Here is a 21262-nt window from a genome sequence, read left to right as displayed (position 1 = left end):
TCCTTCGAGTCTACTGAGGAGTGTTCATGCTAACCCAGGAAGAGGATCAGCAGCTTGTCGAGCGTGTTCAGCGCGGCGACAGGCGAGCGTTCGATCTGTTGGTGCTGAAGTATCAGCACAAGATTCTCGGGTTGATCGTGCGGTTCGTTCACGATACCCACGAGGCCCAGGATGTAGCACAGGAAGCCTTCATCAAGGCCTACCGTGCGCTTGGCAATTTCCGCGGAGACAGTGCGTTTTATACGTGGCTTTACCGCATCGCCATCAACACGGCGAAGAACTACCTGGTGTCCCGTGGAAGACGGCCACCAGACAGCGATGTGAGCTCTGAGGATGCGGAGTTTTACGACGGCGATCATGGTCTCAAGGATCTCGAGTCCCCAGAGCGCTCGTTGTTGCGGGATGAAATCGAAGGCACTGTCCATCGCACCATCCAGCAACTGCCGGAAGACCTGCGCACGGCCCTGACCCTGCGCGAGTTCGACGGACTGAGTTACGAAGACATTGCCAGTGTCATGCAATGTCCGGTGGGTACCGTGCGCTCTCGAATCTTCCGCGCTCGGGAGGCCATAGACAAAGCCCTGCAACCGTTGTTGCAGGAAACCTGAGACAGCGGCGACAGCCAAGAGAGGAACCGCCATGAGTCGTGAAGCTTTGCAGGAATCGCTGTCCGCGGTAATGGATAACGAAGCGGACGAGCTTGAACTGCGTCGGGTATTGAATGCCGTCGACGATGCTGAAACCCGTGCCACCTGGTCGCGTTACCAGGTTGCCCGCGCAGCCATGCACAAGGAGCTGCTGCTGCCGAACCTGGATATCGCCTCGGCGGTTTCTGCCGCCCTGGCTGACGAGGCCGTGCCGGCCAAGGTCAAGAAGGGGCCGTGGCGCAGCATTGGCCGCCTGGCGGTAGCTGCCTCGGTTACCGTTGCGGTGCTGGCCGGTGTACGCATGTACAACCAGGACGAGATCACTGGCGCCCAGCTGGCTGCCCAGCAACCTGCCCAGCAAGGGCTGACTGTGCCACAAGCACAGGGCCCTGCCGTTTTGGCAGGCTATAGTGAGAGCAGTGAGCAACCGACCGGGCCGATGGCCAACGGCGTGCTGCAGAACCAGGCCGGCTGGGATCAGCGTCTGCCAGGCTATCTGCGCCAGCATGCCCAGGAATCTGCGCTGAAGGGCACTGAAACCGCATTGCCGTATGCCCGCGCCGCCAGCCTGGAAAACCGTTAAGTAAGGAGGATCATGCGCGCGCTACCTCTCCTGTCGCTGCTGATTGGCAGCTGCATGATGGTGCCAGCATTGGCGGCCAATTCCTCGCCCGAGGCGGGCGAGTGGTTGAACAAGCTGGCACAGGCCGAGCAGAAGCAGAGCTATCAGGGCTCTTTTGTCTACGAACGTAACGGCAGCTTCTCCTCCCACGAGATCTGGCACAAGGTCGAAAACGGCAAGGTCAGCGAGCGGCTACTGCAGCTCGATGGCGCCGCCCAGGAAATCGTGCGCGTGGATGGCAAGGTAGAATGCGTCAGCGGTGCTTTGGCCGGTGGCGTGACGCCACCTGCGGACGCCGCCCAGCGCCTGCTTGATCCCCTGAAACTGATGGGTTGGTACGATTTGAGCGTGGCGGGCAAGTCGCGCGTCGCCGGGCGCGATGCCGTGATCGTGACGCTCACGCCACGTGACCAGCACCGCTATGCCTTTGAATTGCATCTGGACCGCGCAACCGGTTTGCCGCTGCGCTCGTTGATGATCAATGACAAGGGGCAGTTGCTGGAGCGCTTCCAGATGACCCGTCTCGATGCTGAAGTGCCCAGCGACGAAGACCTGCGTGCCAGCGCTGCGTGCAAACCCGTGCAGCATGTGGCCGCGGCCAGCAACGACAAGGTCGCCGGTTGGCGTTCGGACTGGCTGCCGCCAGGGTTCGAACTGGTCAACAGTTCGGTGCGTCGTGATCCGAAGCAGGGTGGTGCGGTCAGCAGCCTGATGTATGACGATGGCCTGGCACGCTTCTCGGTGTTCCTCGAACAGGTGGGCGATGATGGCGGGAACGACATGCGTACCCAGCTTGGCCCCACGTCGGCGGTATCGCGGCGCCTGAACACGCCCAAGGGCAAGGTGATGGTCACCGTGGTCGGCGAAATTCCGCTGGGTACTGCAGAGCGTGTGGCCCTGTCCATGCGTCCCCAGGATGCCCAGGCGCGCCAGTGATTGCGCGCCTTTGCCGCCGGTGTCCAGGCAAGCGGACATGCGCCTGAAATGAAATTAAAGCATTGTCATTTGCAATCCTTCGGCAAATTTTCTATAGGTCAGGCTTCTTGGAGCCTGGCCTTTCCTGCTTTGGGCAGGGCCTTTCTAAACTACCGCTCGTTGTGACGGGAGCCGTATGTCAATACCACGCTTGAAATCCTACCTATCGATGTTCGCCGCCGTGCTGATGCTCGGCCAGGTGCTCACCGCCCAGGCCGAGGAAGCCCTGCCGGACTTCACCACCCTGGTCGAGCAGGCCTCGCCAGCCGTGGTCAACATCAGTACCAAGCAGAAGCTGCCGGACCGCCGCATGGCCGCCGGGGAGATGCCAGACCTGGAAGGCCTGCCGCCGATGTTCCGCGAGTTCTTCGAGCGCAACATGCCGCAGCAGCCACGCTCGCCGCGCGGTGACCGCCAGCGCGAGGCTCAATCGCTGGGTTCGGGCTTCATCATTTCCAGCGATGGCTACGTGCTGACCAACAACCACGTGGTGGCCGATGCCGACGAGATCATCGTCCGCCTGTCGGACCGCAGCGAGCTGCAGGCCAAGCTGGTCGGCACCGACCCACGCACCGACGTGGCCCTGCTCAAGGTCGAGGGCAAGAACCTGCCGACCGTGAAGCTGGGGGATTCGGAGAAACTGAAGGTGGGCGAGTGGGTGCTGGCCATCGGTTCGCCGTTCGGCTTCGACCACTCGGTGACCAAAGGCATCGTCAGTGCCAAGGGCCGTACCCTGCCCAACGACACCTATGTGCCGTTCATCCAGACCGACGTGGCCATCAACCCGGGCAACTCCGGTGGCCCGCTGTTCAACATGAACGGCGAGGTGGTGGGTATCAACTCGCAGATCTTCACCCGTTCCGGTGGGTTCATGGGCCTGTCGTTCGCCATCCCGATCGATGTGGCGATCGATGTCTCCAACCAGCTGAAGAAAGACGGCAAGGTCAGCCGTGGCTGGCTTGGTGTGGTGATCCAGGAGGTCAACAAGGACTTGGCCGAGTCCTTCGGCCTCGACAAACCGGCCGGCGCGCTGGTCGCCCAGGTGCTGGAAAACGGCCCTGCCGCCAAAGGCGGCCTGCAGGTCGGTGACGTGATCCTGAGCATGAACGGCCAGCCGATCATCATGTCGGCAGACCTGCCGCACCTGGTGGGTAGCCTCAAGGATGGCGAAAAGGCCAAGCTGGAAATCATCCGCAATGGCAAGCGCCAGACCCTGGACATCAGTGTCGGTGCATTGCCGGACGATGACGCCGACATCACCACTGGCGCCGAAGGCAGTGCCGAGCGTAGCAGCAACCGCCTGGGGGTATCGGTGGCCGACCTGACCGCCGAGCAGAAAAAATCACTGGAGCTGAAAGGCGGTGTGGTGATCAAGGAAGTCCAGGATGGCCCGGCCGCCATGATCGGCCTGCGTCCAGGTGATATCATCAGCCACCTGAACAACCAGGCCATCGGCTCGGCCAAGGAATTCACCGAAATTGCCAAAGAGCTGCCGAAGAACCGTTCGGTGTCGATGCGTGTGCTGCGTCAGGGGCGCGCGAGCTTCATTACCTTCAAGCTGGCTGAATAAAAGGCTTGTCGTTTCAGTAAGAACCCGGCGCATGATGCGCCGGGTTTTTCATGAGTTCAGGAAACTGAATACCATGCCTGTCGGCCCGACCGCGCCAGTCGCGTTTACGGCAAGCAGCGTATCGTTCAAGCGCCAGAGCGATTCAATGCGGCCTGTAGCGGTCAAGATCACTGCCAATTTGAAAGAGTCATCCACGTTGCCGTCGGCGTTGAAGCGTATGGCATAAACCGTATCAGTTGCTGAGCGGCCAAATACCGGCAACTTTCCCTCTGGCTGAGCGACGGCCGAGTACCAGCCATCGTCATTCCCTTCGTCGAAGCCGATCAGCAGTGGTTCGCCTTGGTTGAAGCTGCGGTCGGTTGCCCCTTGCGCAGTGAATTGCCAGATGAGAGCGCGTTTCGCCTTGGTTGTGGCATCGTGTGATTGGCCAAACACAGCCAACTGCCCCGATGGTTGGACCACCAGTCCGTAGCTCCAGGTATCGTTCTCGTTTGCTTTGAGCACAAGAAACCCTGCCTGGTTGCCGAACTGCGTGTCGAGTGTGCCGTCCGGATGGAAGCGCGCCACGAAGCCGGCGTGGCTGCCGTCTGGTTTTTTCAGCGAGCCGCTGGCCAGGAAGGCCTCGCCGCTGACGGCCAGGGCGGCAATTCTGACTTCATCCGTTGCGAATTTGACCTGGATGTACTGTTTGCCTCCGAAGCCGGGGTTGCCGTGGGCATCCAGCTTGTAGATGCGGGGCAGCCCGACGTCGAAATTGGCAGAAACCAGAACGTTTTCGTGGTGCAGGGTCAGGCGGGATTGTTGCCTCACAGGCGAAGCACCTTCTTCGACTTCCAGCGCGTGCTCGACGGGCGAGGCTTGGCCGTCGCGATCGAATTTTGCCAGCAAAAGCCGTCCGGGAGTGAAAGGGGCCGGTTGCGCGCGCCCGAGAAGCCAGATTGCATCGCTATCGCTGGGCGAGCTGGTGATGTCTTCGCAACTGGAAAGCGCACCATCGGAAAACTGACCTGCAACCGCTCCATCTTTTCCGAACGTCAGATCAGGCTTTCCGTCTGCACCGAAGCGTGCCATGGCGTAGTTTTCCCACGGGGCATGGAATGCCCGCGCTCCTACCAGGATTCTGGATCCTTGGAAGGTCATGCCGGTGCTGTGCCTGTCGGTCCAGCCATTGAAGTTCTGCAATGCCTCCGGTGCCAAACTCAGGATTCAATGCGCCAGCTTGTCGTACCTGTTTCATTGGCTAGCCCGCGGGTTGTCTGGGCCTCCATTCTAGGAAGGCGCGGCAAGGGGCTCTACTGACAGAACTGATAGGTTGAAGCGGTAGCCGTACACGGTGCGTATGGTTTGGTCGGTCAGTGGTCGTGGCAGCCTGCTGCGGCTTAAGGTACAATTCCCGGCTATTTTTCGGCGGGCGTCCGGCTCGCAGCCTTTTCGAGTGTTGACCCGTGAGTGATTTGAGTCATATCCGCAATTTCTCCATCATCGCCCACATCGACCATGGCAAGTCGACGCTGGCCGACCGTTTCATCCAGATGTGCGGTGGCCTGTCGGCACGCGAAATGGAAGCCCAGGTGCTCGATTCCATGGACCTGGAGCGCGAGCGCGGTATTACCATCAAGGCCCACAGCGTCACGCTCAACTACAAGGCGCAGGACGGCAAGGTCTACCAGCTGAACTTCATCGATACCCCCGGCCATGTCGACTTCACCTACGAAGTTTCGCGCTCGCTGGCGGCCTGTGAGGGTGCGCTGCTGGTGGTTGACGCCGGCCAGGGCGTCGAGGCCCAGTCCGTGGCCAACTGCTACACCGCCATCGAGCAGGGCCTGGAAGTCATGCCGGTGTTGAACAAGATGGACCTGCCCCAGGCTGACCCGGACCGCGTCAAGGACGAGATCGAGAAGATCATCGGTATCGACGCCACCGACGCCGTGGCCTGCAGTGCCAAGAGCGGCATGGGCGTGGACGAGGTGCTCGAGCGCCTGGTGCAGACCATCCCCGCGCCGGAAGGCGATATTGAGGCGCCGCTGCAGGCGCTGATCATCGACTCCTGGTTCGACAACTACCTGGGCGTGGTCTCGCTGGTGCGCGTGCGCCATGGCCGCGTCAAGAAAGGCGACAAGATCCTGGTCAAGTCCACCGGCAAGGTGCACCTGGTCGACAGCGTCGGTGTCTTCACCCCGAAACACACCCAGACCGCCGACCTGAAGGCCGGTGAGGTGGGCTTCATCATCGCCAGCATCAAGGACATCCACGGTGCCCCGGTTGGTGACACCCTGACCTTGTCCTCGACCCCTGAAGTCGAAGTGTTGCCAGGCTTCAAGAAAATCCAGCCGCAGGTCTACGCCGGCCTGTTCCCGGTCAGCTCCGACGACTTCGAAGACTTCCGCGATGCCCTGCAGAAGCTGACCCTGAACGACTCGTCGCTGCAATACATGCCGGAAAGCTCCGATGCACTGGGTTTCGGCTTCCGTTGCGGCTTCCTCGGCATGCTGCACATGGAGATCATCCAGGAGCGCCTGGAGCGCGAATACGACCTGGACCTGATCACCACTGCGCCAAGCGTGATCTACGAGCTCGAGCTGAAAACCGGCGAAACCATTACCGTCGACAACCCGTCAAAGCTGCCAGACGTCTCGGCGGTCGCTGATTTCCGCGAGCCGATCGTCACCGCGACCATCCTGGTGCCGCAGGAGCACCTGGGTAACGTCATTACCCTGTGCATCGAGAAGCGTGGCGTGCAGCGCGACATGCAGTTCCTCGGCAGCCAGGTGCAGGTGCGCTACGACCTGCCGATGAACGAAGTGGTGCTCGATTTCTTCGATCGCCTCAAGTCCACCAGCCGCGGCTATGCTTCGCTGGATTATCATTTCGATCGCTACCAGTCGGCCAACCTGGTCAAGCTGGACGTACTGATCAACGGCGACAAGGTCGATGCCCTGGCCCTGATCGTGCACCGCGACAACGCGGCCTACAAAGGCCGTGCGTTGACCGAGAAGATGAAGGAACTGATCCCCCGGCAGATGTTCGACGTGGCGATCCAGGCAGCTATCGGCGGCCAGATCATCGCGCGTACGACTGTCAAGGCGCTCAGAAAGAACGTACTGGCCAAGTGCTACGGTGGTGACGTCAGCCGTAAGAAGAAACTGCTGGAGAAGCAGAAGGCCGGTAAGAAACGCATGAAACAGGTGGGCAACGTGGAAATTCCACAGGAAGCCTTCCTCGCCGTGCTCAGGTTGGATAGCTAGGTCCTATGTCGCTAAATTTCCCGCTGTTGCTAGTCATCGCCGTCTTCGTCTGCGGCTTGCTGGGCTTGATCGACCTGCTGTTCCTGGCCCCGCGCCGGCGTGCGGCAATCGCCAACTACCAGGGCAGCGTCAGCCAGCCCGAAATGGCGGTGGTCGAGCGGCTGGGCAAGGAGCCGTTGCTGGTTGAGTACGGCAAGTCGTTCTTCCCGGTGCTGTTCATCGTGCTGGTGCTGCGCTCGTTCCTGGTCGAACCGTTCCAGATTCCTTCGGGGTCGATGAAACCGACCCTGGAAGTGGGCGACTTCATCCTGGTGAACAAGTTCTCGTACGGCATCCGCCTGCCGGTGATCGACAAGAAGGTCATCGAGGTGGGGGACCCGCAACGCGGTGATGTAATGGTGTTCCGCTACCCGAGCGACCCGAACGTCAACTACATCAAGCGGGTGGTTGGCCTGCCGGGCGACCAGATCCGCTATACCAACGACAAGCGGTTGTTCGTCAACGGCCAGCCGATTGCCGAACAACTGGTGGGCACCGAGCCGGGCACCCTCGGCAGCGCTCAGCTGTACAAGGAAAAGCTCGGCGAGGCCGAACACCTGATCCGCAAGGAAATGAGCCGTTACCGCATGCCGCCGGACCAGCAATGGACCGTGCCGGCGGGCCATTACTTCATGATGGGTGACAACCGCGACAACTCCAACGACAGCCGCTACTGGGACGACCCGAACATTCCCAAGGAACTGCACGGCATGGTTCCGGACCGGAACATTGTCGGCAAGGCGTTTGCAGTGTGGATGAGCTGGCCAGAGCCCAAGCTCAGCCACCTGCCCAACCTGTCGCGGGTCGGTCTGATCCATTGATACCCATCGGCGCTGGCCAGCAGGCAGCGCCGAATGCATTTCTGACATAGGCTGTGTTCTCAAGGATCGGGAGATTCGTCGCACGTCGCGACGGGCCACAGCCAAACAGTCTTTCAGGATGTTGATTTGAACAACGTGTTGAACAACGAACGGGTGGTTGCATGAGTGCTCCCCTTGCCCGTCTGGAGCGAAAGCTCGGTTATACCTTCAAGAACCAGGACCAGATGCTCCTGGCGCTGACGCATCGCAGCTACGCCGGGCGCAACAACGAGCGCCTGGAGTTCCTCGGTGACGCCATTCTCAACTTCGTCGCCGGCGAGGCGCTGTTCGAGCGCTTCCCGCAGGCCCGCGAAGGCCAGCTGTCGCGTTTGCGTGCGCGCCTGGTCAAGGGTGAGACCCTGGCCCGCCTGGCCCGGGGTTTCGACCTGGGTGACCACCTGCGCCTGGGCTCCGGCGAGCTCAAGAGCGGTGGCTTCCGCCGAGAGTCGATCCTCGCCGACGCCCTGGAGGCGCTGATCGGTGCCATTTACCTGGACGCGGACATGGAAACGGCTCGGGAACGCGTGTTGGCCTGGCTGGCCGATGAGTTCGAAGGCCTGACCCTGGTCGATACCAACAAGGATCCGAAAACCCGCTTGCAGGAGTTCCTGCAATCGCGCAGCTGCGAGCTGCCGCGCTATGAAGTGGTGGATATCCAGGGCGAACCGCACTGCCGGACCTTCTTCGTCGAATGCGAAGTGGTGCTGCTGAACAACAAGAGCCGTGGCCAGGGCGTCAGCCGGCGTATCGCCGAGCAAGTCGCCGCCGCGTCTGCACTGATCGCCCTGGGCGTGGAGAATGGCAATGACTGATAGCAACCCGACCCGCTGCGGCTACGTAGCCATTGTCGGCCGCCCCAACGTCGGCAAGTCGACCCTGCTCAACCACATTCTCGGCCAGAAGCTGGCGATCACGTCGCGCAAACCGCAGACCACCCGCCACAACATGCTCGGTATCAAGACCGAGGGTGATGTGCAGGCGATCTATGTCGATACGCCCGGCATGCACAAGGCCAACGACAAGGCCCTGAACCGCTACATGAACCGCAACGCCTCGGCGGCCCTGAAGGACGTCGACGTGGTGATCTTCGTGGTCGACCGCACCCGCTGGACCGACGAGGACCAGCTGGTGCTGGAGCGTGTGCAGTACGTGACCGGCCCAGTCATCCTGGCGGTCAACAAGACCGACCGCATGGACGAGAAGGCCGAACTGATTCCGCACCTGCAGTGGCTGCAGACGCAACTGCCGAATGCCGAGATCGTGCCGATTTCCGCACAGCAAGGGCACAACCTGGAATCGCTGGAAGCGCTGATCGCCAAGCACCTGCCGGAAAACGAGCACTTCTTCCCGGAAGACCAGATCACCGACCGCAGCAGCCGTTTCCTGGCCGCCGAGCTGGTACGCGAGAAGATCATGCGCCAGCTGGGCGCGGAGCTGCCGTACCAGATCACCGTGGAGATCGAGGAATTCAAGCAGCAGGGCCATGTGCTGCACATCCATGCGCTGATCCTGGTCGAGCGTGACGGCCAGAAGAAGATCATCATCGGCGACAAGGGCGAGCGCATCAAGCGCATTGGCTCTGACGCGCGCAAGGACATGGAAGTGCTGTTCGACGCCAAGGTGATGCTCAACCTGTGGGTCAAGGTCAAGGGCGGCTGGTCCGACGACGAGCGCGCCCTGCGCTCGCTGGGCTACGGCGACCTGTAAATCTGCCTGCCGGCTCAGGCTACTCTGTGGGAGCGGGTTTACCCGCGAATGCGTCAGTGGGCCACCACCGTATTCGCGGGTAAACCCGCTCCCACAGTTGTTTGGGGCTTCTAGAGATCGTTTATGGAACAACCTGTCGGCCAGCCAGCCTACGTACTGCACAGCCGTGCCTACAAGGAAACCAGTGCGCTGGTGGACTTCTTCACCCCACAGGGCCGCGTGCGTGCCGTGTTGCGCCGGGCGCGCGGCAAGGGCGGCAGCCTGGTGCGCCCGTTCGTGCCGCTGGAGCTGGAACTGCGCGGGCGCGGTGAGCTGAAGAATGTCGGGCGAATGGACAGCGCCGGCATCGCCGCCTGGTTGCACGGCGACGCCTTGTTCAGCGGGTTGTACCTCAACGAATTGCTCATGCGCCTGCTGCCCGCCGAAGCGCCTTACCCGGCGTTGTTCGAGCACTACAGCCTGACCCTGCAAGCCTTGGCCGCCGGCCGTGCGCTGGAGCCACTGTTACGCGCATTCGAATGGCGGCTGCTGGACGAGCTCGGTTATGCGTTCTCGTTGCAGCATGATGTCAATGACCAGCCGATCGCAGGCGATGGCCTGTACCGCTTGCGCGTGGATGCAGGCCTGGAGCGGGTCGAACTGGCGCAACCGGGGTTGTTTCACGGTACCGAGTTACTGGCCCTGGCCGAAGCCGACTGGGACGCCCCCGGTGCATTACTCGCCGCCAAGCGTCTGATGCGCCAGGCGCTGGCGGTGCACCTGGGAACAAAACCGCTGGTCAGCCGGGAACTGTTTCGCAAGCGCTGATCACGACGTATGCTGTGGGGCTCAATCTTCAGGAGAGCCTTTCGTGACTCACAGCAACCGCATGCTTCTCGGCGTTAACATCGACCACGTGGCGACCCTGCGCCAGGCCCGGGGCACGCGTTACCCTGACCCGGTCAAGGCTGCCCTGGATGCCGAGGAAGCGGGGGCCGATGGCATCACCGTGCACCTGCGGGAAGACCGCCGGCATATCCAGGAGCGTGACGTGCTGCTGCTCAAGGATGTGCTGCAGACCCGCATGAACTTCGAGATGGGCGTCACCGAAGAAATGATGGCCTTTGCCGAGAAGATTCGTCCGGCACATATCTGCCTGGTACCTGAAACCCGCCAGGAACTGACCACCGAAGGTGGCCTGGACGTGGCGGGCCAGGAGGCGCGGATCAAGGCGGCGGTGGAGCGCCTGGCACGTACTGGTGCGGAAGTGTCGCTGTTCATCGATGCCGACGAGCGGCAGATCGAGGCCTCGCACCGGGTGGGCGCGCCTGCCATCGAGCTGCACACCGGGCGTTACGCCGACGCCCAGACGCCGACCGACGTGGCCGAAGAGCTCAAGCGTATTGTCGATGGCGTAGCGTTTGGCGTGAGCCAGGGGCTGATCGTCAATGCCGGCCACGGGCTGCATTACCACAATGTCGAGGCAGTGGCGGCGATCAAGGGTATCAATGAACTCAACATCGGCCATGCGCTGGTGGCGCACGCCCTGTTCGTTGGGTTCAAGGCCGCAGTCGCAGAGATGAAGGCGCTGATCGTGGCCGCTTCGCGCTGAGCCCCGGGTAACCTGTAACGGCCTCTTTGCCGGCAAGCCCGCGAAGAGGCCAGCCGATCATACGGCAAGAAACACCAGGGTAAAGCGGGTAGGTCCCATGGGGTAGCTGCTGACCTCGACCCGCCCGCCATGCAGCTGCATGATCGACTTCACGATCGCCAGTCCCAACCCTGTGCCGCCCTCCAGCCGCGAGCGCCCCGAGCCCACCCGGTAGAACCGCTCGAACAGGCGCGGCAAGTGTTCTGCCGCTATGCCAGGCCCCTGGTTCTCCACCGACAGCCGAATTTCGCTATCCAGCCGGTCGATGTGCAGTTCCACGGGGGTGCCGTCGGGGCAGTGGCGAATGGCATTGCTCAGCAGGTTCGACAATGCCCGTTGAAACATCAGCCGATCCGCCAGTGCCGTCCCCCAGCCCTGGATACGCAGTTCAACGTCTTTCAACTCGGCGCTGAAGGTGAACAATTCGACCACCCGCGCCGTTTCGTCGGCCAATGCCATGGGTTTGAGGGCGACCTGGGCCTGGGGTTGGCTGACCTGGGCGAGAAACAGCATGTCGTTGATGATGCGATTGAGCCGGGTCAGTTCTTCGATGCTGTCTTCCAGCACCTCGCGGTAATTGGCGTTGTCTCGTTCACGGGCCAGGGTCACCTGCGCCTTGCCCATCAGGTTGCCCAGCGGGGTGCGCAACTCATGGGCCAGGTCATCGGAAAACTGCGACAGCTGGCTTACGCCCTGATCGAGCCGGTCGAGCATCACGTTGATGCTGCGGGCCAGCTCTGCCAGTTCCAGCGGCAGACCGCTGGCAGGCAAGCGGTGTTGCAGGTCCTGGGCCGACACTTGCCCGGCAATCCGTCGAAAGTGCCGCAACGGCTTCAGGCCACGCTGCATGAGCCACCAGGCACCGGCGCCGATCAGCAACAGCAGCACCGGTAGCACGAACAAGGTGGAGCGCAGGTAGGCCTGCAGCAGGGCGTTATCGTCGGCACGGTTGAGCGTCATCATCACCTTGACCGGGGTGTCGTCGCGCAGGCGCATCAGGCGGGTCGCGGTGAGCAGCTGGTTGCCGTTGCTGTCGCGCCAGGTGTGGAAGGCCAGGCGGGTGCCGGTACGCAGCTCGCCCATGCGCGACTCCAGGGCCGGGCCGAGGCTCAGCAGGTGCGGGTGGCGCCCCTCGATGGCCAGCACGCTGAGGCTGAGGTTGTCATGCCCCATCACCAGGTCGAGCAGCGGATGGGCGCGCGTGCCCAGGTCTTGGTTGCGCAGGTCGACGCGCAAATTGTGCTCGACCTGCAGCATCTTGCGCGTCAGGTCCTTGCGCGCGCGGCTGTCCAGCTCGTGATCCAGGGCGAACACGGCCAGGCAGGCCAGCAGCAATACCAGCGCGGCGCCCATCAGCGTCACGCCCAGGCCCAGGCGCAATGACAGGCTGGCGTTGTTCAAAAGCGCGCCTCGAGCACGTAGCCGACACCCCGCAGGGTATGGATCAGCTTGTTGTCGAACGGGTCGTCGATCTTCGCTCGCAGGCGGCGGATGGAAACCTCGACCACGTTGGTGTCGCAATCGAAGTTCATGTCCCACACCAACGAGATGATCTGGGTGCGCGAAAGCACCTCGCCGGTCTGGCGCATCAGCAGGTGCAGCAGGGCGAATTCCTTGGCGGTCAGGTCGATACGCTGCCCGGCGCGGTAAGCGCGGTGGCGACCGGGGTCCAGCTCCAGGTCGGCGACGCGCAGGGTGCTGGGCTGCAGTTGCTGGTCGTTGCGCCGTAGCAGGCTGCGAATACGCGCCAGCAGTTCTGGGAACTCGAAGGGTTTGAGCAGGTAATCGTCGGCACCGAGGTCGAGGCCCTTGACCCGGTCTGCCAGGCGACCGTGGGCCGTGAGCATCATGATCCGTGTGGCCGATTCGGCACGCAGCCGCTGCAACACGGTCCAGCCATCGAGTCCGGGCAGGTTGACGTCGAGGATGACCAGCTCGTAAGACTGCTGCCGGGCCAGGTGCAGGCCGTCAGTGCCGGTGTGGGCGCAGTCGACCACGTAGCCGTTTTCGCGCAGGCCCTGTTGCAGATAGTCGGCGGTACGCAGTTCGTCCTCGATGATCAGTAGGCGCATGAGAGGCTCGATTGGATTAAAGGGGGCGATTCTCGACCCTGTAGTGACATCAGGGTCAAGGGTGCAGGATGTTACGGCATGAGTAAGCAAACGTGATGCAGATAACGGATTTGTAATGCCGGTGTTATCTGGCTGCCTGTTGCGGCCCTTTCGCGGGTAAACCCGCTCCCACAGGATTGGGATCTGTGCAGTTCCTGCGGGAGCGGGTTTACCCGCGAAGAGGCCGGCACAGACAACACCGGGCCACATTGCAAGACTGTAATCCCCGCCTCACCTTGCCGTTAGCTAGCCCTCGCTAGGATGGCCCTGTCTGATCGGTTATCACGAGGCAAACACGATGAACCTGACCAAATACCTGCTGCTGGCCATCCTTGCCTTGGGCAGCGCAAGCGTTTACGCCGAAGGCGGTGCAGAGCGCTCCAGGCAGTTCTGGCAAGCGTTTCGCGATGAGCAGCAGCGCCTGCAGGATGACAAGCAGCAGGCTGTTGCCGAGCGCGAACGCAAAGCGCAGGAAAAGGCCCGCGAGCTGGCCAAGGACTGAAGCAACAGCACCGGCGGCGTGAAAGCTCCTCGCCGCAAGTGCCTTCGGGCGCCCAACCGGGCGCCTTTTTTATTTGCGTGCCAGCAGAGTGGCGCGGCGTGGAGCCGGCAGCCCTTCGAGGGTCTTGCTGTGGTCGCTCGGGTCGAGGAAGTCGCTGAGGGATTGATAGCGCATCCACTCGGTGCTGCGCTGTTCCTCGACGCTGGTCACGCTGACATCGACGCAACGCACATCACTGAAACCGGCACGGCGCAGCCAGCGCTCCAGGGCGGGTACCGACGGCAGGAACCAGACGTTGCGCATCTGCGCGTAGCGGTCTTCCGGTACTAGCACCTGGTTTTCGTCGCCCTCGATCACCAAGGTTTCCAGCACCAGTTCACCGCCCTTGACCAGGCAGTCCTTCAGCGCAAGCAAGTGTTCGATGGGTGAACGACGATGGTAGAACACACCCATCGAGAACACTGTGTCAAAGCCTTCGAGGTTGGCCGGCAGGTCTTCCAGGGCGAACGGCAAATGCCAGGCGGGCAACTCGGGCAGGTACTGCTGCACAGCCTGGAACTGGCAGAAGAACAGCCAGTTGGGGTCGACACCGATCACCATGTCCGCCCCGGCACCGAGCATGCGCCACTGGTAGTAACCATTGCCGCAACCCACATCCAGTACGCGCTTGCCTTTGAGGTCCAGGTGTGGCCCGACCCGGGACCATTTCCAGTCGGAACGCCATTCGGTGTCCACATGCACGCCGAACAGATCGAACGGCCCCTTGCGCCAGGGCGACAGCCCCATCAGTGCCTGGCGCATCTGGGCACGGGTCGCGTCGTCGCACTCGCAGTCCAGGCGCAGCCCATTGACCAGGTCGATTTCACTTGGCTGCAAGACGGGCAAGGCTTCGAGCGCACCGCGCCAGCGGTCGAGATCACCGTGGCCCTTCTCCAGCTTGGCTTCCAGTTGTGCTTGCAGGCCTTGCGACCAAGAAGCCAGGGGCGTGCCCGCCAGGCGGCGGACGAGGGGGGACAGATCGATCATGGCAGGGCTATCAGCGAGGCGAAGTTAAGGCACTGGAACCACGGCACGACTTTCGAGAAGCCGGCGGCGCGCAGACGTTGTTGATGGGTTTCGAGGGTATCGGGGCGCATCACGTTTTCAATGGCGCTGCGTTTCTGGGCGATTTCCAGTTCGCTGTAGCCATTGGCCCGCTTGAAGTCCAGGTGCAATTCGTTGAGCAGGTCCTGCTCTTGCTCATCGGCGAAGCGCAGCTTCTCCGAAAGGATCAGCGCGCCGCCAGGCAACAGCGCCTGGCGGATGCGGCCAAGCAACTCCAGGCGCTGCTCGGGGGCGATGAACTGCAGGGTGAAGTTCATTGCCACCACCGAGGCGGGTTCGAACGGCAGGGCCAGGATATCGGCCTCCAGCACCTGCACCGGCAGCAGCTCCTGGAACATCGAGTCCTGGGCGGTGAGGTACTGGCGGCAGCGTTCGACCATGGCGGCGGAATTGTCCACGGCAATCACCCGGCAGCCGTCGCTGCGCACATGGCGCCGCAACGACTGGGTGACAGCACCCAGCGATGCGCCCAGGTCGTACAGCGCGGTGTGTGGTTGGGCGAAGCGCGCGGCCAGCACGCCGAGGTTCTCGACAATGGTCGGGTAGCCCGGTACCGAGCGCTTGATCATGTCCGGGAACACACGCACCACATCCTCATTGAAGACGAAGTCAGGTACTTGCTCCAAAGGCTGGGCGAAAAGGCGGTCGGGTTGCTTGCTCACGGCGGGCTCGATACTGGGTGAAACGGGGGCGCATTTTAGCCAAAGGCCGCGATTCTTGCTATGGCAGCGCCTCCAAGCCGATCGCAGACGCTTCTTCAGCGGACAATGATCTTGCAATCGAAGCTCTGTACCGGGGCGACGTCAGCGGCCCATGGTTGCTGGTAAACCAATACCAGTTGGGCCTCTCCGGCATGGTTGGCCTGGTAGCGCCAGGTGGAAAGGCCGGCGCTGCCGACCACATCCTCTTCTTCAGGGGCGCTGTATACCTCCGGGCCGAGGCTGCGCAGCACGTTGGCGGCAGGGTTTTCGATGCGCCAGCGATAGCCGGTGGACGGGTTGCTGGGCAGGGTCAAGGTCAGGGTCTGGCCCACTTGCAGACGTGTCGGGCATTCGCTTTCGGCGCCCAATTCGATGGGCTGCGTGGGTTGTCGGGCACAGGCGGAAAGCAGGGCGAAGCTCAGGGGAACGAGCAGACGAGGGGTGGTCATGTTGGCTCCGGAGGCTGGCGATGGCCTGAGGATAACCGATGGTCGAGGAGATTTGTGTTGCCGGCAGCAGCCTCTTCGCGGTTTTACCCGCAAAGAGGCCGTTACCGTTCAGAACAGCACTTTTGCCACGTCGGCGAAGCGCTTGGCGAAATGCACCGTCAGGCCCTCCCGCAAGTAGTCCGGCAGCTCTTCGAAGTCACCCCGGTTAGGCTCCGGCAGGATCAGCTCGAAGATCTTCTGCCGCCGCGCCGCAATCACCTTCTCGCGCACCCCGCCAATCGGTAGCACCTGCCCGGTCAGCGTCAGCTCGCCGGTCATGGCCACGCCTTTCTTTGGTGCCTGGTCACGGGCCAGCGACAGCAAGGCACTGGCCATGGTGATGCCGGCACTCGGACCATCCTTGGGCGTAGCCCCCTCGGGCACGTGCAGGTGGATGAACGCTTCGTTGAAGAAGCCCGGGTCACCGCCAGACTGCTTGAGGTTGGAGCTGACGTAGCTATAAGCGATTTCGGCGGACTCCTTCATGACGTCACCCAGTTTGCCGGTCAGCTTGAAACCGCGGTTGAGCGTGTGAATGCGGGTGGCTTCGATCGGCAGCGTGGCCCCCCCCATGCTGGTCCAGGCCAGCCCGGTGATCACGCCCTTGCCAGCCAGTACCTGCTCGCTACGGAACACCGGCATGCCGAGCGCGCCTTCCAGATCCTTGGTACCGATCTTCAGCTTGGCCTCGGGATTTTCCAGCAGCTTGACCACCGCCTTGCGCACCAGCTTGCCCAGTTGCTTCTCCAGCTGGCGTACACCGGCCTCGCGGGCATAGCCTTCGATGACCGCGCGCAGGGCGCTGTCGCTGATGGCGAGGCTGGTCTTGGCCACGCCGGCCTTGTCCAGTTGCTTGGGCCACAGGTGGCGCTTGGCAATGGCCAGCTTCTCCTCGGTGATATAGCCGGACAGGCGAATCACCTCCATGCGGTCGAGCAATGGCCCCGGAATCGAGTCGAGGGTGTTGGCGGTGCACACGAACAGCACCTTGGACAGGTCCAGGCGCAGGTCGAGGTAGTGGTCGAGGAAGTCGACGTTCTGCTCCGGGTCGAGGGTTTCCAGCAGTGCCGATGCCGGGTCACCTTGGTAGCTCTGGCCCATCTTGTCGATCTCATCGAGCATGATGACCGGGTTCATCACTTCGACGTCCTTCAGCGCCTGCACCAGCTTGCCGGGCTGGGCGCCGATGTAGGTGCGGCGGTGGCCCTTGATCTCCGCTTCGTCGCGCATGCCGCCGACGCTGAAGCGGTAGAACGGCCGGCCCAGCGACTCGGCAATGGACTTTCCGATACTGGTCTTGCCCACCCCGGGCGGGCCCACCAGCAGCACGATCGAGCCGCTGATCTCGCCTTTCCAGGCCCCAACGGCGAGGAATTCGAGGATGCGTTCCTTGATGTCGTCAAGGCCGGCGTGGTGCTGGTCGAGGACTTTGCGCGCATGCTTGAGGTCGAGCTTGTCCTTGCCGTATACGCCCCAGGGCAAGGCGGTAGCCCAGTCCAGATAGTTGCGGGTAACGGCGTATTCGGGCGAGCCGGTTTCGAGGATGGCCAGCTTGCCCATTTCTTCATCAATGCGCCTGCGTGCCTGGTCCGGCAGGGTCTTGCCTTCCAGGCGCTGTTCGAACTGCTCGAGGTCGGCGCTGCGGTCGTCCTTGGTCAGGCCCAGCTCCTGCTGAATGACCTTGAGTTGCTCCTTGAGGAAGAACTCGCGCTGGTGCTCGCCGATCTGCCGGTTGACCTCGGCCGAGATCTCGTTCTGCAGGCGCGCGACCTCGACTTCCTTGCGCAGCATTGGCAAGACCTTTTCCATGCGCTTGAGCATGGGCACGCAGTCGAGCACCTCCTGCAGTTGGCTGCCGGTGGCCGAGGTGAGGGCGGCGGCGAAGTCGGTGAGCGGCGATGGGTCGTTGGGGCTGAAGCGGTTGAGGTAGTTCTTCAGCTCTTCGCTGTACAGCGGGTTGAGCGGCAGCAGCTCCTTGATCGCGTTGATCAGCGCCATGCCGTAGGCCTTGACCTCATCGGTCGGCTCGGCGGGTTGGCGCGGGTATTCGACCTCCACCAGGTAGGGCGGGCGGTGGTGCTTGAGCCAGGTGCGGATGCGTACCCGGCTCAAGCCCTGGGCGACGAACTGCAGTTTGCCGTTCTCGCGGCTGGCATGGTGCACCTTCACCAGCGTGCCGTACTCCGGCAGGGCCGAGGTGTCGAAATGGCGGTGGTCTTCTGGCGGGGTGTCCATGAAGAACAGGGCCAGGCAATGGTCTGGCGACCTGGCCACCAGGTCGAGGGTTTCTGCCCAGGGCTCTTCGTTGACGATCACCGGTAGCACCTGGGCCGGGAAGAACGGGCGATTGTGGATCGGGATCACATAGACCTTGTCCGGCAGCTGCTGGCCGGGCAGGGCGAGGGCGTGGCCGGTTTCGGCCTGGTGAGGGGTGTGCTCGACTTCGCTGTGTTCGTCGGGATGTTCCGGGAAATCCTGCTGGTCGCTCATGGGGCACCTGCGTGAATGACTATGGTGCTTAGATGGGGCGGGAAAGAAGGGGTTTCAAGCTTCAAGCGTCACGCTTGCAGGGGCAAGAAAAAAGCGGGACCGTGCAGGCCCCGCTTTCGTTCGTCGCTTGCCGCCTTGAAGCTTAGTCGGCGAGTTTGTAAGCGATGATGTAATCGCCCATGCGGGTGCCCAGCGAGCCATGGCCGCCAGCGGTCACCAGCACGTACTGCTTGCCATCCTTGCCGGTGTAGGTCATTGGCGTGGCCTGGCCACCCGCTGGCAGGCGGGCTTTCCACAGCTCCTTGCCGTTGTTCACGTCATAGGCGCGCAGGTACTGGTCGAGGGTACCGCTGAGGAAGCCGACGCCACCGGCGGTGACGATCGAGCCGCCCATGCTCGGCACGCCCACCGGCAGGCCGATCGGTACCGGGGTGCTGTCGCGGGTGGTGCCATTCTTGTGCTTCCACACCACCTTGTTGGTGAACAGGTCGATGGCTGCGACATAACCCCACGCCGGGGCCTGGCACGGTACGCCCAGCGGCGACATGAACGGGTGCATGATCACCGCGTAGGGGGCACCGGTGTTCGGCTGCACGCCGCTGGTCTCGCTTTCGCGCTTGCTGCCTTCAGCCACCTGCTCACGCGGGACCATCTTCGACACGAAGGCCATGTAATTGGGCGAGGTGAACAGCAGCTGACGCACCGGGTCGACCGACACGCTGCCCCAGTTGAACACGCCGACGTTACCTGGGTAGACCAGCGACCCTTGCTCGGACGGCGGGGTGTACTGGCCTTCGTAACGCAGCTCGCGGAACTGGATACGGCACAGCATCTGGTCGAACGGCGTGGCGCCCCACATGGCCTGTTCGGTCAGCTCCGGGCCGAGCAGGTTGAGGTCGGAGCGCGCCTGGGTCGGCGAGGTATGGTCGCCCTTGACCGCGCCCTGCGGGGTAGGAATCTCGCGGATCGGCACGATCGGCGTACCGTCGCGACGGTCGAGCACGTACAGGCTGCCTTGCTTGGTCGGCACGATGATCGCCGGTTTCACGCCGTCATCGGTCTTCAGGTGGACCAGGGTCGGCTGGCTACCGACGTCCATGTCCCACAGGTCGTGATGGGTGAACTGGTAGTTCCAGCGGGCCTTGCCGGTGGCCAGGTCGAGGGCGACCACGCCGGCGCTGTACTTCTCCGCGCCCGGGGTGCGGTTGGCGCCCCACTGGTCCGGGGTCTGGTTGCCCAGCGGCAGGTAGATCATGCCGAGGTCTTCATCGACGCTGGCAATCGACCACATGTTCGCCGAGTTGCGGCTGTACATCTTGCCGGGGGCCAGTGGTTTGGTGTCGTCCGGGTTGTTGCTGTCCCAGTTCCACACCAGGTGGCCATCATGCACGTCGTAGGCGCGGATCACGCCGGACGGCTCGTTGGTCGACTCGTTGTCGGTGACGTGGCCGCCGATGATCACCAGGTCGCGGGTGACTGCGGCCGGCGAAGTGGAGTAGTAGCCGCCGGCGGTGAACGGGCCGATGCCGGTGGTCAGGTCGATCACGCCCTGGTTGGCAAAGCCTTCACAGACCTTGCCGTTGTCGGCATTGATGGCGATCAGGCGGGCATCCGCAGTGGGCAGGTACAGACGGCGTGGGCAGGCCTGGGCCACAGCCTGGCCGGCGTCGGAGATTTTCGGCGCCGGGCTGCCATCGCGGCTGACATAGCGGTTTTCGTCATAGTACGAAACGCCACGGCAGGTCATGTGGGCAAAGCCCTTGAAGGTGCCGACCGGGCTCTTTACCTGCGGGTCGTAGCGCCAGATCTCCGCGCCGGTGTCCGGGTCCAGGGCCAGCAGGCGGCTGTGCGCGGTGCAGGCGTAGAGCATGCCGTTGACCTTCAGCGGGGTGTTCTGGTTGGTCAGCTCCACCGGGTCGTTTTCGGTTGGCAGGTCACCGGTGCGAATGCGCCAGGCCTCTTCCAGGCGGTAGGCGTTCTGCGGGGTGATCTGGCGCAGCGGCGAGTAGCGGTCGCCATGCTCGGTACGGCCATAGGCCTGCCATTCGCCATCAGGCATGGCTGGCGCGGCGCTGGCCATTTCGCTGCTGTCGCGGCCCAGTTCGCCGAACACTTCACCTGGGTGAGTGAACTGGCTGGCCAGGGCGCAAGCGCCGGAAGCCACCACGGCAACGCTGAGCAACGCGGTATTGGCCTTGTTGGCCGGGCCGATCAGCGGACGTCGTGCCCACGGCAGCAGCAGCACCACGCCGATGGCAAACCAGATGGCCAGGCGCGGTACCAGCTGCCACCAGTCCAGGCCCACTTCGAGCAGGGCCCACACGGTGCTGCCCAGCAGCACCAGGCCGTACAGGCCCAGGGCGATGCGGCGCTGGGCCAGCAGCAGGATGCCCGCCAGGGCGAAGCCGATACCGGCGATCAGGTAGTACAGCGATCCGCCCAGCTGGCTCAGCTTGATGCCGCCGGCCAGCAGGGCCAGGCCCATCAGCAACAGCAGCGCGCCAATCAGGCGCGGTAGCCAGCGGCTTCCAGTGTTGGCACCTTCAGTGCTCATCTCAGGTTCTCCGTCAG

At 62.8% G+C, this 21262-nt stretch carries 19 protein-coding genes; 11 read left to right on the top strand and 8 right to left on the bottom strand.

The features are described 5' to 3' along the window. Positions 1-26: 26 nt before the first annotated feature. From rpoE to QSV36_RS05050, 4 genes are all read left to right on the top strand, one after another. Entirely contained in the window at positions 27-608 is a 582-nt protein-coding gene (rpoE, locus tag QSV36_RS05065) for an RNA polymerase sigma factor RpoE/AlgU (protein ID WP_003252049.1), read from the top strand. A 31-nt stretch (positions 609-639) separates the two neighbouring features. Next, the gene (locus QSV36_RS05060; protein ID WP_225779040.1) at positions 640-1230 is read left to right on the top strand and encodes a sigma-E factor negative regulatory protein; all 591 of its coding nucleotides are present in this window, start codon (positions 640-642) and stop codon (positions 1228-1230) included. Between the two features lie 12 nt (positions 1231-1242). After that, the gene (locus QSV36_RS05055) at positions 1243-2205 is read left to right on the top strand and encodes a MucB/RseB C-terminal domain-containing protein (protein WP_289130455.1); all 963 of its coding nucleotides are present in this window, start codon (positions 1243-1245) and stop codon (positions 2203-2205) included. A 208-nt stretch (positions 2206-2413) separates the two neighbouring features. Then, the gene (locus QSV36_RS05050) at positions 2414-3814 is read left to right on the top strand and encodes a DegQ family serine endoprotease (protein ID WP_414707146.1); all 1401 of its coding nucleotides are present in this window, start codon (positions 2414-2416) and stop codon (positions 3812-3814) included. A gap of 48 nt (positions 3815-3862) precedes the next feature. Here QSV36_RS05050 and QSV36_RS05045 read toward each other — a convergent pair whose 3' ends face one another. Next, positions 3863-4996, bottom strand: a complete 1134-nt coding sequence (locus QSV36_RS05045; protein ID WP_289130450.1) for a hypothetical protein — start codon at positions 4994-4996, stop codon at positions 3863-3865. A 263-nt stretch (positions 4997-5259) separates the two neighbouring features. On the opposite strand from QSV36_RS05045, the gene lepA reads away from it, so the two are divergent. From lepA to pdxJ, 6 genes are all read left to right on the top strand, one after another. Continuing rightward, a complete protein-coding gene (gene lepA / locus QSV36_RS05040; RefSeq protein WP_025340425.1) occupies positions 5260-7059 on the top strand; it encodes a translation elongation factor 4 in 1800 nt (599 codons plus the stop codon). A 5-nt stretch (positions 7060-7064) separates the two neighbouring features. Then, the gene (gene lepB / locus QSV36_RS05035) at positions 7065-7919 is read left to right on the top strand and encodes a signal peptidase I (protein WP_225779036.1); all 855 of its coding nucleotides are present in this window, start codon (positions 7065-7067) and stop codon (positions 7917-7919) included. A 161-nt stretch (positions 7920-8080) separates the two neighbouring features. Continuing rightward, positions 8081-8770: a ribonuclease III gene (gene rnc, locus QSV36_RS05030; protein ID WP_003258487.1), complete on the top strand. Its 690-nt coding sequence runs from the start codon at positions 8081-8083 to the stop codon at positions 8768-8770. After that, positions 8763-9665, top strand: a complete 903-nt coding sequence (gene era, locus QSV36_RS05025; RefSeq protein ID WP_170032047.1) for a GTPase Era — start codon at positions 8763-8765, stop codon at positions 9663-9665. Before rnc ends, era begins: the two co-directional genes overlap by 8 nt. Positions 9666-9788: 123 nt before the next feature. Then, a complete protein-coding gene (gene recO, locus QSV36_RS05020) occupies positions 9789-10472 on the top strand; it encodes a DNA repair protein RecO (RefSeq protein WP_289130443.1) in 684 nt (227 codons plus the stop codon). A 61-nt stretch (positions 10473-10533) separates the two neighbouring features. Next, complete coding sequence (gene pdxJ, locus QSV36_RS05015; RefSeq protein ID WP_502945638.1) at positions 10534-11256, top strand: pyridoxine 5'-phosphate synthase; 723 nt, start codon at positions 10534-10536, stop codon at positions 11254-11256. Positions 11257-11313: 57 nt separating this feature from the next. On the opposite strand, the gene QSV36_RS05010 is transcribed toward pdxJ, so the two are convergent. Continuing rightward, the gene (locus QSV36_RS05010; protein ID WP_289130438.1) at positions 11314-12696 is read right to left on the bottom strand and encodes a heavy metal sensor histidine kinase; all 1383 of its coding nucleotides are present in this window, start codon (positions 12694-12696) and stop codon (positions 11314-11316) included. Next, on the bottom strand, positions 12693-13367 hold the full coding sequence (locus QSV36_RS05005; RefSeq protein WP_289130437.1) for a heavy metal response regulator transcription factor: 675 nt from the start codon (positions 13365-13367) through the stop codon (positions 12693-12695). The genes QSV36_RS05010 and QSV36_RS05005 overlap by 4 nt, the downstream gene beginning before the upstream one ends. A gap of 337 nt (positions 13368-13704) precedes the next feature. On the opposite strand from QSV36_RS05005, the gene QSV36_RS05000 reads away from it, so the two are divergent. After that, positions 13705-13908, top strand: coding sequence for a hypothetical protein (locus tag QSV36_RS05000; RefSeq protein WP_289130436.1), 204 nt, complete (start codon positions 13705-13707; stop codon positions 13906-13908). A 69-nt stretch (positions 13909-13977) separates the two neighbouring features. Here the strand turns inward: QSV36_RS05000 and cmoB are convergent, their stop codons facing one another. The 5 genes from cmoB to QSV36_RS04975 form a co-directional block, all read right to left on the bottom strand. Continuing rightward, a complete protein-coding gene (gene cmoB, locus QSV36_RS04995; protein WP_289130433.1) occupies positions 13978-14934 on the bottom strand; it encodes a tRNA 5-methoxyuridine(34)/uridine 5-oxyacetic acid(34) synthase CmoB in 957 nt (318 codons plus the stop codon). Then, positions 14931-15674, bottom strand: a complete 744-nt coding sequence (cmoA, locus tag QSV36_RS04990) for a carboxy-S-adenosyl-L-methionine synthase CmoA (RefSeq protein WP_289130430.1) — start codon at positions 15672-15674, stop codon at positions 14931-14933. Before cmoA ends, cmoB begins: the two co-directional genes overlap by 4 nt. Positions 15675-15769: 95 nt before the next feature. Continuing rightward, on the bottom strand, positions 15770-16162 hold the full coding sequence (locus QSV36_RS04985; protein WP_289130427.1) for a protease inhibitor I42 family protein: 393 nt from the start codon (positions 16160-16162) through the stop codon (positions 15770-15772). A gap of 108 nt (positions 16163-16270) precedes the next feature. Then, the gene (lon, locus tag QSV36_RS04980) at positions 16271-18691 is read right to left on the bottom strand and encodes an endopeptidase La (RefSeq protein ID WP_289130423.1); all 2421 of its coding nucleotides are present in this window, start codon (positions 18689-18691) and stop codon (positions 16271-16273) included. 142 nt (positions 18692-18833) lie between these two features. Beyond that, positions 18834-21245 (bottom strand): glucose/quinate/shikimate family membrane-bound PQQ-dependent dehydrogenase, encoded by a 2412-nt coding sequence (locus QSV36_RS04975; protein WP_289130420.1) that lies wholly within the window; start codon positions 21243-21245, stop codon positions 18834-18836. Between the last annotated feature and the right edge of the window lie 17 nt (positions 21246-21262).

Source organism: Pseudomonas sp. BCRC 81390 (assembly GCF_030341915.1).
Taxonomy (GTDB): domain Bacteria; phylum Pseudomonadota; class Gammaproteobacteria; order Pseudomonadales; family Pseudomonadaceae; genus Aquipseudomonas.
This window is presented reverse-complemented; position numbering and strand designations above follow the sequence as displayed.